The sequence below is a fragment of the Spirosoma fluviale genome (genome assembly GCF_900230225.1).
Lineage (GTDB): Bacteria > Bacteroidota > Bacteroidia > Cytophagales > Spirosomataceae > Spirosoma > Spirosoma fluviale.
The window spans coordinates 1,879,202-1,893,162 of sequence record NZ_OCNH01000001.1 but is presented as its reverse complement, the minus strand read 5'-3'; the positions used below and the strand labels follow the sequence as shown (position 1 = coordinate 1,893,162).

At 53.0% G+C, this 13,961-nt stretch carries 13 protein-coding genes; 3 read left to right on the top strand and 10 right to left on the bottom strand.

Features of this window, described 5'->3' with window-relative positions:
* Positions 1-6 precede the first annotated feature (6 nt).
* The 3 genes from CRO74_RS07955 to CRO74_RS07945 form a co-directional block, all read right to left on the bottom strand.
* Complete coding sequence (locus CRO74_RS07955) at positions 7-2,631, bottom strand: glycosyl hydrolase-related protein (protein ID WP_245877782.1); 2,625 nt, start codon at positions 2,629-2,631, stop codon at positions 7-9.
* A gap of 178 nt (positions 2,632-2,809) precedes the next feature.
* Entirely contained in the window at positions 2,810-3,247 is a 438-nt protein-coding gene (locus tag CRO74_RS07950) for a hypothetical protein (RefSeq protein WP_097125444.1), read from the bottom strand.
* A gap of 116 nt (positions 3,248-3,363) precedes the next feature.
* The gene (locus CRO74_RS07945) at positions 3,364-4,140 is read right to left on the bottom strand and encodes a putative outer membrane beta-barrel protein (RefSeq protein WP_245877781.1); all 777 of its coding nucleotides are present in this window, start codon (positions 4,138-4,140) and stop codon (positions 3,364-3,366) included.
* Positions 4,141-4,409: 269 nt separating this feature from the next.
* Between CRO74_RS07945 and CRO74_RS07940 the strand changes: the two genes are divergently transcribed.
* Positions 4,410-5,756 (top strand): sensor histidine kinase, encoded by a 1,347-nt coding sequence (locus tag CRO74_RS07940; RefSeq protein WP_097125442.1) that lies wholly within the window; start codon positions 4,410-4,412, stop codon positions 5,754-5,756.
* Positions 5,757-5,786: 30 nt separating this feature from the next.
* Here the strand turns inward: CRO74_RS07940 and CRO74_RS07935 are convergent, their stop codons facing one another.
* The 7 genes from CRO74_RS07935 to hisG all read right to left on the bottom strand — a co-directional run bounded on the left by CRO74_RS07935 (position 5,787) and on the right by hisG (position 10,974).
* The gene (locus CRO74_RS07935; protein WP_097125441.1) at positions 5,787-6,320 is read right to left on the bottom strand and encodes a GNAT family N-acetyltransferase; all 534 of its coding nucleotides are present in this window, start codon (positions 6,318-6,320) and stop codon (positions 5,787-5,789) included.
* Positions 6,317-6,832 (bottom strand): peptide deformylase, encoded by a 516-nt coding sequence (locus CRO74_RS07930; protein ID WP_097125440.1) that lies wholly within the window; start codon positions 6,830-6,832, stop codon positions 6,317-6,319. Before CRO74_RS07930 ends, CRO74_RS07935 begins: the two co-directional genes overlap by 4 nt.
* Positions 6,829-8,013, bottom strand: a complete 1,185-nt coding sequence (locus tag CRO74_RS07925) for an aminotransferase class V-fold PLP-dependent enzyme (RefSeq protein WP_097125439.1) — start codon at positions 8,011-8,013, stop codon at positions 6,829-6,831. Before CRO74_RS07925 ends, CRO74_RS07930 begins: the two co-directional genes overlap by 4 nt.
* 19 nt (positions 8,014-8,032) lie before the next feature.
* Positions 8,033-8,407, bottom strand: a complete 375-nt coding sequence (locus tag CRO74_RS07920) for a type II toxin-antitoxin system VapC family toxin (RefSeq protein WP_097125438.1) — start codon at positions 8,405-8,407, stop codon at positions 8,033-8,035.
* The gene (locus tag CRO74_RS07915) at positions 8,404-8,643 is read right to left on the bottom strand and encodes a hypothetical protein (protein WP_097125437.1); all 240 of its coding nucleotides are present in this window, start codon (positions 8,641-8,643) and stop codon (positions 8,404-8,406) included. Before CRO74_RS07915 ends, CRO74_RS07920 begins: the two co-directional genes overlap by 4 nt.
* Before the next feature lie 35 nt (positions 8,644-8,678).
* Positions 8,679-9,968: a histidinol dehydrogenase gene (hisD, locus tag CRO74_RS07910; RefSeq protein ID WP_097125436.1), complete on the bottom strand. Its 1,290-nt coding sequence runs from the start codon at positions 9,966-9,968 to the stop codon at positions 8,679-8,681.
* Positions 9,969-10,113: 145 nt separating this feature from the next.
* The gene (gene hisG / locus CRO74_RS07905; protein WP_097125435.1) at positions 10,114-10,974 is read right to left on the bottom strand and encodes an ATP phosphoribosyltransferase; all 861 of its coding nucleotides are present in this window, start codon (positions 10,972-10,974) and stop codon (positions 10,114-10,116) included.
* A gap of 291 nt (positions 10,975-11,265) precedes the next feature.
* On the opposite strand from hisG, the gene CRO74_RS07900 reads away from it, so the two are divergent.
* Together CRO74_RS07900 and CRO74_RS07895 are read left to right on the top strand one after the other, a co-directional pair.
* Positions 11,266-11,916 (top strand): 7-carboxy-7-deazaguanine synthase QueE, encoded by a 651-nt coding sequence (locus CRO74_RS07900; protein ID WP_097125434.1) that lies wholly within the window; start codon positions 11,266-11,268, stop codon positions 11,914-11,916.
* A complete protein-coding gene (locus tag CRO74_RS07895; protein WP_097125433.1) occupies positions 11,871-13,847 on the top strand; it encodes an OmpA family protein in 1,977 nt (658 codons plus the stop codon). Before CRO74_RS07900 ends, CRO74_RS07895 begins: the two co-directional genes overlap by 46 nt.
* Positions 13,848-13,961 lie beyond the last annotated feature (114 nt).

Below are 13,961 nucleotides of genomic sequence, written 5' to 3'. Positions count from 1 at the left end.
TGGGTTTTATTTATTGCCGACCAACCGGTAGGTATTTAGCTGGTTCGGCATAAATTGAACGCTTAGCCGCCCCTTCGCCGGTTGCAGTACCTGCTCGTTCGTTTCGATATGCGATGTTTGCCAGGCCTGTCGGATAGGGCGAGACAACCCGATTGTCGTTGTCGTGGGGGTTGGCTGCATATTCCAGAAGCGGGCGATCAGCCCCTGATCTATGCCGTCTTCGGAAGGTTTCAGACTCCACAGAAAAACGTTCGGATTGCTACCTGTCAGCAACGAGAAAACGGGGGGCGTATTCACGGTGCTGGTACCCGTTATGCCGCCCGTTACCAGCGGATTCTGGTGTTCGAGGGAAAAACGCATGGCTTCCGATGCGTTGAACGTAGCCCGGTGGGTAGTCACGGCAAAGCTGTACCGAAATGCCTCCGCGCCGTTCTGCTTTATAATACCGAGCTTTTCGCCGTCGACCTGCCCACCCGCCAGCGCCTGAAGCTGTGCCGACGTTTCCTGGAGTGAATCGGGCGTACTTTGCCCCAACTTAAAAAAACTACAATCCTGATTTGACAGGGTAACGCCATAGTTCGAGTCACTCAGCGTCGCGAAATGATTGAACGTCAGCCAGTCGTAGCGGGCATTCTGGCTGGCGTAATGGCCTCCCCGGTGCTCTTTTTTAACCGTCAGAACAGCTCCCAGCTCTTCGTGGCGGGTCGTTGGGTTGGTCATGTTCAGCGAGAAAGCCCACGTTTTCACATCGCCGAAATTCGCCTGAATGCTATCCTCAATGTCAATGCGGGACGGCATTCCGTGGTCCGGCATTCCGGTGCCGCTAGTACGAAATAACGTCACCCGAACGGTGTGCGCAATGGGATCTCGCGAAACGGCTTTGAGCGTGACCGACAAGGGTCCGGCATTTTCAACCACTAAGGCATCGCCTGCGTCCGGGTTTGCCGTACCGAGATCATTGAACGAACGGCCATCAATTGCCTTGACAACCGACCGGTTACCCGCCCGAAGATCAACCAGTTCACTGATTATCCCGGACTTTCGGAGACGAAGCCGGTAGTGCCGATTCTGAATATACTCTCCCCGAACCTGAGCCGCCAGCGGCTGTTGAACTGCTTTTCCCGACCGGCGACGAACCTCAAAAACCGTATAGCCAACCGACGGTATTTTTTCGGCCCAGATGCGTATGTACCGCTTGCCGCCTTTTTGAATAAGCTGACTGGCAACTTCTTTATTCGTCGACACATCGATTACGCGAACCGGATCGGGCAAATTGATCTGAAAATCGGCAACATCACTACGTTCCCAATTGAGTGGATTAAACACATAAAATCGAATGGCGGCCGAACTGCCCCTGGGCAACCGTTTACCAAGCGCGGCCACCGACCGGTCATAGAGCGTGTCGACGTAGCTGGTGATCTGCCGCTGAAGCCTGATTTGCCAGTCGGCCCGCTCCTTCCGCGATACCGGCCCATCGGCCGTCCAGTCGTGTTCCCAATAAAGTCCGAATGCATCCCAGGCCGAATGACGGGCCGTTTCGAGATCGGCAGCAACTGATTTATCCTGCAAAGCGACCAAAGAGGCCAGGGCTTCGGCCGAACGGAGTTTTTCGGTAGCACGTCGAACCTGGGCTGTCGTTTCATTCATGGACGTACTGTACAGGTCCCATTCGTTGCCAAACGAAACCGATTGCGCTGGAATCGTTGGGTACGTCTGTTCAACATCCCGAAAAAAATCTTCTTCGTTGGATACCCGCACCTTACGCGTTGGCGTAGCTGTTTGGCGAACCGCAGCACTGAAAATGGGGGCGTTATACGTTTCCAGATCGTCCCAGCCATAGCCAAAAGCGCCCGCCACATTGTACGGATAGGCCGAATTGGGCGTGATCGTGTCGCACATGGCTTCGAGCAGAGGAACACGACTACTGATGTCGGAGAGCGGGTTTTTCACTTTGGGCTCCGTCCGGGCTTCGGCATACCCGCCAATATCGACCGATTTCGGGTGACGATTATACCACTTCATCAGTACGCTTCGGTTATCGAAACCCATGTACCGGTACAGCTGGTGCTTTCGGCTGCCGAGTCGGGTCTGGATTCTGGATGCACAGGCGCAAACGCCCCGCCAGCTGTACCGCGCCCCCGAACCCGCCCAGAGCGAACTCAGTCCCAGCGGCAGCGTCTGATTTTCCATACAGACCGCCATGGGAAAGCGTAAGTTATACCGGCGTTCGAGACGACCCGCATAGAACATACCCCGCAAAACGGCTTCGGTAGGCTGCGCCCCGAAGGTGCTTACCAGCGAATTCAGCGGACTGCTGATATGACCTGATTTTATATACCCGATCAATCGGTCAAACTGCGCCGGACTCCGGTATTTCTGGTACGTCCGAAGCCAGTAACTGCCATCGCAATTCCAGCGCGTCTGATACTCGTCGGGCTCGTTTTTTGTTGAGTCGATCTGATTCATGTAATAGTCCAGCATCCGCACGAAGGCCGAATCATATTGGGCTTCGTTGCCCGTCCACATGTAATCGGTATGATCGTCGTTGGCGAGATAAATGCGTTTGGCAGGCTGTGCCAAAACGGTGGAAAGGCTCAAAAAGGTCAGGAAGGCCAGGTGGTACAGGTTCACGATTGTCGAGTGTTACGTTACATGATTTCCAGGCCTTAAATGTACTGATCAATCGTTTAAACTTATCTTGTAGACGCGTCTTTGCGTAAGTAATTCTAACTACATTACCATTTACAATCACTCATTACCCTCAAAATAAAAGCTCCTCCCTTTTTGGAGGGAGGAGTTGGGTTTGGGATTACTTCGTTGCGAAGAGGGTAAATAGCGTACCGGCATCGTCTTCCCCCTCGATACTAATTTTAGTCCCTTTAATCTTTGCGATCGTGTCTCCGTTGTAGTGCAGTTCAATATTCCCAATGCCAGACTCAACAACCTCCACATCTTCGGCGGCATCATCAGCAAAGGTTTCATTTGTGGCTTTGTGAACGATAGCCAGCTGAATAGCCACTGTGGTAGCTGTTTGCCGGGTTAGTTTGATGGTTCCCTTCAGGTTGGTATCGCTGGCCGGGTAGGTTTTACCCCCTGTTTTGAGTTCGGAGTAGGTATACGTCCCGGCTACCTGTGCCCCCAAATCGGGCGATGGAACGACATTGTCGCCCTTCTTACAGGCCGTTACTAATGTGGCCACCAGCAGGATCAGCAGGGCCGAAAAGCGAAAGTTGAATTGACTGTTCATGAGTAGTTGTTGTGATCAATTAAAAAGAGGAAGAGTTCAAGCCGGAGACTTGCCCCGGTCCAGGATATTATGCGACCAGGACTGTATACCCAGCCAAGGGACGGGTTCATTAGTACTTAAAATTTCGCAGTAAGACCCAGCTTCAGCGCCGAAACGCCATACCCTACTTCGGCAAATGCACCGACCTTCGGGCTGAACAGGTACCGGGCACCGGCATGAATTCCCAGCCATAAACCGCTGTTGTAGCCGCTGCCGTAATCGCTATAACTGTTGCCGTACGAATCACGATAACTGGCATGGCGGAAACCCAGCGAGGCCCCGATGTAGGGATCGAAATTTGAATTTTCTACCCTTAGCGCGTCGCCCAGGTGGTACGAAACACGGCCACCGGCGTAGATGAACGTATAGCCACCGGAATAGTACCCATAGTTATAGCGGAAATAATCGACCGAACCACCTACAGATACGTTGTTCTTTACGTCAACTTCGGCAGATACGCCCAATGGCAAACCACCACCATAGTAAGCCGCCAGGCCAACACCGGCATTTACGTATACGTGCTTGTCGCCGTTCGCTTTTACCGGTGCAGCCGGGCCGCTTTGGCTAGCTGACGACGATGCCACCGAATGTGGATGCGACTCTGTTTGGCGGACTGCCACAGGCGCGGGAGCCGGTTTTTCTACGGGTGTCTGTGGCTGTGCTTCGGATTTGGCGGCTGGTGCTGCCGCAGGCGTTGTTTTTTGGGTCTGACCTACCGACGTCCGGGCGCTAGTTGTGGCTGGCCTGGTAGCTGGTTTAGCGGCTGTCCGCCGAACCGGTTGTTGTGCCGAAGCAGGGTCCAAAGAGAGAGTAAAGGCGAGGGCCAGAAGTGATAACCTGGTAATCGTTTGCATGATCGATTTGTTGTTTCTGTTTTTTGTGAGGAACGATGCAAACGTACAATGCGGGCCGGGGGCAGAACCAGTGCTGCGTGTGTGAACCGTAGAAAGAGCCGTGTGAATTGCGTTGAGAACCTTGTGAAGTGGTCCTGTGGCACCAGACTGTGTTTACCCTTAAAAAATGCCGCTCATAAAGTGTAATCTCCACTAAATAGAGAGATTAAATCAAAACTGGTTGATTACTCTATATTTGCCTATCCTCTTAAGACCCTTTTATCCGATCAATGACCTACGAAGCTTTGTCTCCGCTCTTTCTGGGTATGGTCCTGGCAATGCTGCTGACAAACACAGTGCAGTGGTTCATGTACCGGGAGCGCATCTACGGCATTTACTCGTTATACACTGTAACCTGGGCGATTTACTTTACGATCAATCATTTCAACCAACCCCTGAACATTGCCAATTTCGAGAAGCTTCTCCTCTCCTATTCGGGCTACATTCTTTACCTCGAATTAGCCAAAATCTTTCTCAATCTTCGCGAACGTCCCAGATTTCTTCGCTGGGTTACCGTTGTACAGGGCTTGCTGGTGGGCTACTGCGTCATAAAAACGTACATCTATCTATTCACCGATTTCTGGCAATCGCCGGTTCACCAGATTCTGCTTCAGCCGGTGCGCTTTGCCCTGCTAGCCGTTGGTAGTTATATCGTCTATTCGTTTTTCAGGTCGACGGATATGGTGGCCCGTTTTTTCGTGGCCGGTACAGCCTCATTACTCCTCAACCATTCCGTAACGACGTTGCTGCTGCTACGCTCCCCTGAACTCAACCAGCAGTCGCTGTTCTGGCAGCACCCTGATCTGTACGTTCAGACGGGGGTGGTGCTGGACCTGATCTTTTTTGCGTTGGGTATCTCCTACCGGCACCGTCGGGAAGCCGTCAACAAGGCTGTCGTTGAGAAAGATCTGGAGCGTGAACGCGAGCAACGCCGTCGGGAATATCTGGAAGCCGACCTGGCTCTACAACGGATGCAGCAGGAAAAAACAGAGATGCAGATGCGGGCTTTACAAAGTCAGATAAACCCCCATTTTCTCTTCAATGGCTTGAATACGCTTTCGTCCCTGATCGACGAAGACCCGCATCAGGCGGGTGAGTTTGTGAATGAGTTGTCTAAAGTATACCGGTACCTGCTCCGCAGCAATGAACATGAACTAACAACGCTGAGCATTGAGCTTCGATTTATTTCATCCTATTTCCATCTGCTCAAGACCCGCTTTGGCTGCTCCGTAAGTTTGGATATTGACGTCGATGAAGCGTATCAGGAAGCTCTTTTGCCTCCCTTAACGCTACAGTTACTGGTGGAAAATGCGGTGAAACACAACGTAGTTATTGCTCAGAAGCCGCTCAAAATCCGGATTCGTACCATCCCGGATAACATGTTGGTGGTTGAAAACAGCCTGCAACGCAAAACGCTGCGGGTTGAATCGAATGGAGTGGGGCTTTCCAATATTGCCGTAAAATATAAGTTGCTCAACCAGCAACAACCTGTTATTCAGGAACATGAAGGCTGGTTTCAGGTGAAACTGCCGCTACTCTTCGCCACTCAGCCCGTCTCACTGAAGGAATTTACCTGAACCTCATCGACTGGTGCCGGGTACCCTTACTCAAAGTACCTGCTGCATGGTTACCATAGGCCGGTATTCCTCCCGCATAACCTCGAACGACAATTTGGATGTGCCGCACAACACGAAGCCCATCCGCTCGTAAAACGCAATGGCATCGTGACTGCTTTCCATGGCTTTAAGCCAGACAACCTGCCTGCCCATCTGCCGGGCGTGCTCCAGCACGAATTGTACGATTTTTGCACCGATGCCTTTACCGGTTGCCGCTTGTTGAAGGTAAATCCGCTCAAGTTCAAGTCCGTTCAGCGAGGGCGAACAGGGCGATGGCTTCAGCAGATTCAGCTTCAGAAAACCAACGGGTTCTTCATGCAGATAGATCAGGTAGAAGCGGGCATTCTCGTCAAGTAGTTCAAGCGCCAGAGCCTCGGGGGTGAATGACCGGGCGAGGTACCAGGCCCCGCTATCGTGCCACAAATGCAGATAATGATCGCAGTAGGCCCGGATGGCGACTTCGGATAAACGCGATGCGTCGGCTACGGAAAGAGCTTCGTACCGAAGTACTTGTTGGGAAATCATGGTGTTTTCGGATTGGTGCCGGGGGTGGGTCGCCACTGATACGCCCGTTCGTCGATGGCCCGCATGGTGCAGAGGACCCCGTTCAGATGATCGTATTCGTGTTGGATCAGTTCGGCGATGCGCCAGTCGGTCACCTCCCAGGTATGGGTTTGCCAGTGTTCGTCGCGGTAGATCATCGTGAGCTTTGTATGCCGCCGTACCCGTACCAACAGGTTCGGGAAGCTCATGCAATCGTCCCAGAGTTCGTCGGTTTCGTCACTCACCGCAACCAGCTCCGGGTTGATGATGACCTGCGGACGGTCGACATTCAGGTAAATTAACCGCTTCATTATGCCCAGCTGGGGCGCTGCAATGCCCCGGCCAAACTGGTATTTGGCCCGAATCTCTTCCATGACATTGTGCAGATCAGCAACCCAGCCCGTCACGAGCGGCAACTCCGATTCGAGCACCGGTTCACAGGTTTCGTACAGGCGCGGGTCGCCCAGTAGCAGTAAGTCGGCGAGGTGTTTCATTTGAACGCGTGGTGCAGGGTGTCGATCAGAAGGGCTACTTCGTCGTCGGTATTAAAATAATGAGGAGAAATGCGCAGGGCGGCTGTTTTCATTCCCTTACGATCATAATCCAGAATGGCAGCGCCGTGGGTACTGATCGACGTATTGATTTTTCGGGCAGACAAAGCCGATTTCAAGTCAGCAGCCGATTTCTGTTCACTGTATAGAATGATGATGCTGGAAAGTTGCGCGCCTTCGTCCAGCAGCCGGACACCCGGCAACTGAGCCAGTTCTGTGCGTAATGTGGCACACAAAGCAGCATTACGCTCGGCAATCGCGTCCAGACCGACTTTGAGGGCGTAGCGATGAGCTTCAGCAGCGCCCAGCACCAGTGCATAGGGAAACTCCCAATCCTCGAAGCGCTTTGCTGTCGGCTCCAGCCGGTACGCGTCTACCGATGCCCATTCCGCCCCGTGCAGGTCAATGAACAAGGGGGACATGTTCGCAGCCAGCGTCTTTTCCGAGACGTAGAGAAACCCCATGCCCCGAGGTCCCCGCAAAAATTTCCGGCAGGTAGCCGTCAGAAAATCGCAGTGAATCCGGCTTACATCCACGGGCAACTGCCCCACCGACTGGCAGGCATCCACCAGATAAAGTACGTCATGCTCCTGGCAAAGCTGCCCGATGGCTTCCACAGGCTGCACCAGCCCGGAGTTTGTCGGCACATGGGTTACGGCCACCAGCCGGGGATGAAGCGACTTGATTTTATCAGCCATATCGTCCACCGACACGCCCCGGTTTCCCTCATCAGCCGCCCGGACGATTTTTATACCGAATCGTTTTTGCAGCGATAGAAAGGCGATCTGGTTGGATACGTAATCGTTTGTGGTCGTCAGAATCACATCCCTCTCACGAAATGGGATCGACGACAGGGCACGAGCATAGGAGTCGGTGGCGTTGGCCGTGGCAGCAATATGGTCGGCCGTTGTGTTCAGCAAGTCGGCAGTGGCGGTATAAAACCCCTGAATCGCTTCCTTTTGGGCTTCGGCAGCTTCATAACCACCAATCTCCGCTTCCAGATTTATATGACGGGTAATGGCGTCGATAACCGGCTGCGGCATGAGTGAAGCACCGGCATTGTTAAAATGACTAACGTGTTGAACGCCGGGAGTATCCGCCCGCAATGAAGTAAGGTCAAGCATGAAGAAGGAAAAGCAGGATTTATAAAATCGAATCCAGAGGAATGATGTCTAGACCAGAAATATCGGCAAAGTCAGCGATATTATGGGTTAACACCGGCTCATTGTAGAACAACCCGGTGGCAGCAATTATTGAATCACCCAATGAGCGTTTTCTTTGTTGACGAAGGCGAATAGCTTCGTTTATGATCTCTCTACTAATTGGCAAAATATCAATACTCCCAAAGAAGGCATCAAACGTCAGCTTATCTTTTGCGCTCATACGACTGTAGCCAAGTACTTCAAGCGTAGAAATCAATGAAACCCGAACGATGTTCTGATTTGCCTGTAGATACCTGGCAAGGCCTATGTAGTTAGGTTGGGTTGAATAAATGACAATATTGCTGTCTAAAATCATTCTTCCCGACCGTCAAGCACCCGGTCCCAACTACGAATCTCCCGTTGCCACTCTGCCGGATCGCCGTAAGATTCTCCAGCCCCGCCCGACTGGATAACTTCCTCCAGAACCTCAGCTAATGTTGGCTTAACTGGGCTTGGCTTTTTCTCAATCAAGCGTCCAGACAGCTTGGGCAGCAACTGCATCAGCAAGGCTTCATCTTCTGGGGTATCTACTTCAATGACTAGCTGGCTCATCTTTTTTTACTCGTTTAAGTAGCAAGATAACAAAATCAGACCAGATTTACTTCGGCCAGGCTTGCCATTCGCAGGCTGACGGCGCGTTTGTGGGCGTCGAGCGATTCGGCTTCGGCCATGGCTTCCACAACCGGGCCGAGGTTCTGAATACCTTCCGGCGTGATGTGCTGAATGGTGATCTTCTTCACGAAACTATCCAGCGATACCCCGCTGTAGGCTCTCGCGAACCCGTTTGTCGGCAGCGTGTGGTTGGTACCCGACGCATAATCACCGGCCGATTCGGGTGTGTAGTTACCCAGGAAAATAGAGCCCGCATTGATGATTTTCTCCGCAACGGCTTCGGCATTGGCAACGCTCAGAATCAGGTGTTCGGCGGCATAAGCATTCAGCAAATCAATGGCATCCGATTCGTTATCGACCAGAATCGCTTTGCTGTTCTCCAACGCTTTGGCGGCCAGTTCCCGACGCGGCAGCTTGCTCAATTGCGTGGGCAGCACCAGATTGACCATCGACACGAGTTTTTTACTGGTCGATACCAGCAATACCTGGCTATCGGCTCCGTGTTCGGCCTGCGAGAGCAAGTCGGCGGCAACGAACGACGGCACCGCTGAATCATCAGCATAAACGGCCACTTCGCTGGGTCCGGCGGGCATGTCGATAGCCATCCCTTCTTTGGCAACCAACATCTTGGCTGCCGTCACGTATTGGTTGCCGGGGCCAAAAATCTTGTAGACCTGCGGCACCGATTCCGTTCCGTAGGCCATGGCCGCAATGGCCTGTGCGCCCCCGATCCGGAAGACCTTCGTGATGCCAACGAGTTTGGCAGCAAAGTAAATGGCTGGGTGGTTACCGGGCGTACAGAGGACCACCTCGCGGCAACCCGCCAGTTGGGCCGGAATGCCCAGCATAAGCACCGTACTGAACAGGGGCGCCGTGCCGCCCGGTATATACAGCCCGACTTTTTCGATGCCAACACTTTTACGCCAGCAGACGACTCCCGGCATGGTTTCAACTTTCTCGATAGGCTGTTTTTGCCGCTCGTGAAAGGTCCGGATGTTCTGGTACGCTTGCTTGATGGCCGTCTTCAGCGCATCGCTCAGTTGACTTTCGGCGGCATCGAGTTCGGAAACAGGCACCTCCATTCCATCCGTCGACAGGTCGACTTTATCAAACTTCAGAGCCAGTTCAATCAGGGCGGCATCTCCCCTGGCACGAACCTGGGCCAGAATGGGCGCAACTACCGCTTCAATCTGTTGTGTCGACTGCACCGGGCGAGCCAGCAACGCAGGCCACTCAGCACGGTCGGGAAAAGGGATGATGTTCATGTTTTTTAGGAGTTAGGAGATAGGAGTTAGGAGTTAAGAGTTGCTGACGCACCGCACGGGCGGCATTAGCAAAAAAGGAAGCGTCAGCAAAAAACATCCGTCAGCCCTCCTCACTCCTCGCTCCTCACTCCTAACTCCTTCTTAATCAATAAATCATTTTCTCGATTGGGATCACCAGAATACCCTCGGCACCGGCGGCCCGGATGGCTTCAATGTTTTCCCAGAATTCATTCTCGTTCAGCACCGAATGCACCGAGCTCCAGCCTTCAGTAGCCAGGGGCGTTACCGTTGGGCTTTTCATGCCGGGGAGTAAAGCCGTAATCTGGTCGAGGGCGTTGTTGGGTGCGTTCAGGACAATGTATTTGTTATTTTTTGCCGCCTGTACAGACTTGATCCGAAACAGCAGTTTGTCGACCAACGCCTGTTTGTCGGCTTCCAGTTCCGGACGGGCAATAAGGATGGCTTCGGAACGAAAGATCGTCTCAACTTCCTTCAACCCGTTACTCAGCAGGGTACTGCCGGAGCTGACAATATCGCAAACGGCTTCGGCCAGACCGATACTAGGTGCAATCTCCACCGAACCGCTGATTTCGTGAATTTCAGCCTTTACCCCTTCCCCGGCCAGGTAGTGACCCAACAGATTGGGGTAAGACGTAGCAATGTTCTTCCCGTCCAGATCCTGAATACCCGACCATTCCGTACCGCGGGGTATGGCAATGGATAAACGGCATTTGGAGAAACCTAATTTATGAACCGTCGTTACCGGCCGACCCGTTTCAACGGCTACATTCTCACCAACGATACCCAGATCGGCCACGCCATCTTCCACGTAGCCGGGGATATCGTCGTCGCGCAGAAACAGAAACTCAGCCGGGAAGTTTGATGAAACAGATTTAAGCTTACCGGTGCCGTAGTCGAATCGAATACCACATTCTTTGAACAGCTGGTACGAATCTTCGCTCAGCCGACCGGATTTTTGCAGGGCAATACGTAATACAGAGGTCATTACTTGATGGATAATGGATGTTGTATGATGTGTGTCATACACAGCTCATGACGCCATTCGTTGCCGAGAGAGGCATCAGGAATAGGAATTGATTAGGGGAACAAAAATACGTGAAAAACGGGGAAGGACCGGTTGATCGGCCAACACATTGGCTCAGAAGCCACGATGATGGCGACGATGTCGAAAAGGAGAATGGGTAGCCCGTTGGGAAATCATGCCGCAAAGATAGAGGAGATGGGATAACTTTTCAAAATCGTTTAGCGCTACCCACGAACTCCCTATCTTTGTACTATGCTTTTGACACAGGAACAACAAACTAAACAAACAGATAACCAGTCCACAACTGCCCTGCCCGTTATGGAAGCGTTTTATACGCTTCAGGGAGAAGGAGCCCATACCGGTCGGGCGGCTTACTTCATCCGGCTCGGGGGCTGCGATGTAGGCTGTCACTGGTGCGATGTGAAAGAATCATGGGATGCCGACGCCCATCCAAAACAGACGATCGATGCGCTGGTGCAGGGTGCCCTGCAATACCCCGGCCGGATGGCAGTCATCACCGGTGGCGAACCCCTCATGCACGACCTTACGGAACTTACGGAAGCCCTGCAAACGGCTGGCTTCCAGACGAACATCGAAACATCGGGCGTTTGCCAGACCGTAACGGGCTCGTGGGACTGGATCTGCTTCTCACCCAAGAAGTTCAAGAAGCCAAACCCGGCCATTTACGAGCGCGCCGACGAACTGAAAGTCATCATCTATAATCAATCTGATTTTGCATTTGCCGAGTCGTTCGTCCCCTATTTACGACCCGACTGTAAACTCTTTTTGCAATCCGAATGGGGTCGCTCCAATGAAATGCTACCTCGCATCGTTGATTACGTAAAAGATCATCCGCAATGGCAAATTTCGTTGCAGACACACAAGTTTCTGGATATTCCCTAAAGGGCTTTTGGGCATTGGACATTGGGCACTGGGTTAAACGATTGCCTGTTTTTGCGTTACTGGTTGCCCTCTGCCCTCCCCTCCTCGCCCAATCGACCAAGGCAAAGGAACTGTATGCCCAGTCGATTAAACTTTTTGGTGAACGCAAAGCCCGTGAAGCCATTCCATTTATGGAACAGGCCATCAAGCAGGACCCTGATTTTACGGATGCCTACATCAAGCTTGGGCAGCTCTATGAGTTCACCCGGCAGTATGAGCCCGCACTTTCGGCCTATCGCAACGCCATCAAACTCCAGCCCGACAGCCCAGTCTCCGGCGCGGCTTACCAATCGCTGAGCAATACGCTCCTCCGATTGGGTCGCTACAGTGAGGCACTTCCGTTTCTGGAAAAATACCAGACGCTCTTTGCCCCTCAGTCGGCACAGGGAAAACGTATTGCCCACCAGCTGGAAACGGCCCGCTTTGGCCTAGAGGCCCTGCAACATCCACAGGCCGTTGATCCGAAGCCGCTGTCGTCTGTCCTGCAAACGACGCCCTCCCAATATTTTCCGGTGCTTACCGCCGATGAACAAACTCTTGTTTTTACCGCGCTCAAACCCGAGGGCGATGAAGATCTGATGACGGCTACGTTCAACGGCGAAACCTGGTCCCCTCCGGTGTCGCTGGCAGCGAGCATCAACACCCCCGAGAACGAAGGCACAGCCAGCCTCTCGGCCGATGGGCGAACACTGGTCTTCACGGCCTGCCAGGGCCGGAAAGGGTTTGGCAGCTGCGATTTGTACGTAAGCCACAAAACGGGCAGCGACTGGTCGAGTCCGGACAATCTGGGACCCGCCATCAATAGCCGCTATTATGAGTCGCAGCCCGCTTTATCGGCCGATGGCCGACAACTGTATTTCGTGTCGGACCGGCCGGGGGGCAAGGGTCGGCGGGATATATGGCGCAGCACCTTGAGTACCGATGGCAACTGGACTGAGCCGATCAATCTGGGTGAGCCGGTCAATACCAGTGCCAACGAGGCATCGCCCTTCCTTCATGCCAATGGACAGAGTTTATTTTTCGCGTCAGAAGGCCATATTGGCCTGGGAGGTTACGATCTGTTTGTGGCCGACAATAGTCCCTCGGGTTGGTCGACACCCACGAACTTAGGCTACCCGATCAACACATCGGAAGATCAGGCATCCCTCTTTGTAACCGCCAATGGCACGCGGGCTTATTATTCGTTTGAAGAACAGAAGGACGGCATTTCGCAGAAGTCACGCCTGTATACCTTCGATTTGCCCGAGTCGTTGCGGGAGCGCGTGCGGCCGGTGAGTTTTTTAAAGGGAACGGTTGCCGACGCCAAAACGAAGAAACCACTGGCCGCTACCGTCGAACTGGTTGACCTTAAAACCAACCAAATCGTTTCGCAGGTAAAGGCCGACGCTCAAACGGGTCAGTATACGGCGGTCCTGCCCAGTGGTGGCGAGTATGCGCTTTACGTAAGTGTGCCGGGCTATTTATTTAAAAGCCTGTCCTTCGACTTTACGCAGAAGACTAAAGGCGAAGGTCTGACCCTGAGCGTACCACTGGAACCGGTAGCCACGGGAGCATCGGCGAATGAGACCCTGAATAATCTATTTTTCGAATCCGGCCGGTACGATCTGGCCGAAAAGTCGCGCACCGAACTGGACCGTCTTTCGGTATTTATGCAGGCTAATCCGACATTGAGCGTTGAAATATCGGGGCATACCGATGACAAGGGCGATGCAGCAGCCAACCTGGCTTTATCCCAGAAACGGGCGCAGGCGGTTGTTACTTACTTAACAAAAGCAGGTATCCCGCCAAACCGGATCAAAGCAGTTGGTTACGGTAAAACCCGCCCACTGGCACCCAACACCACCGACGAAAACAGAAGACTCAACCGCCGGATCGATTGGAGGGTGCTTTAGGGAGGAGGGCATGGGGGTAAGGGCAGAGGGTTTGGGAGAAGAAGCCAAATCAGAGCTGCCCCATGCCCTTACCCCCATGCCCTACATCATTCTTCTTTGCTTTTCGAGGGATTT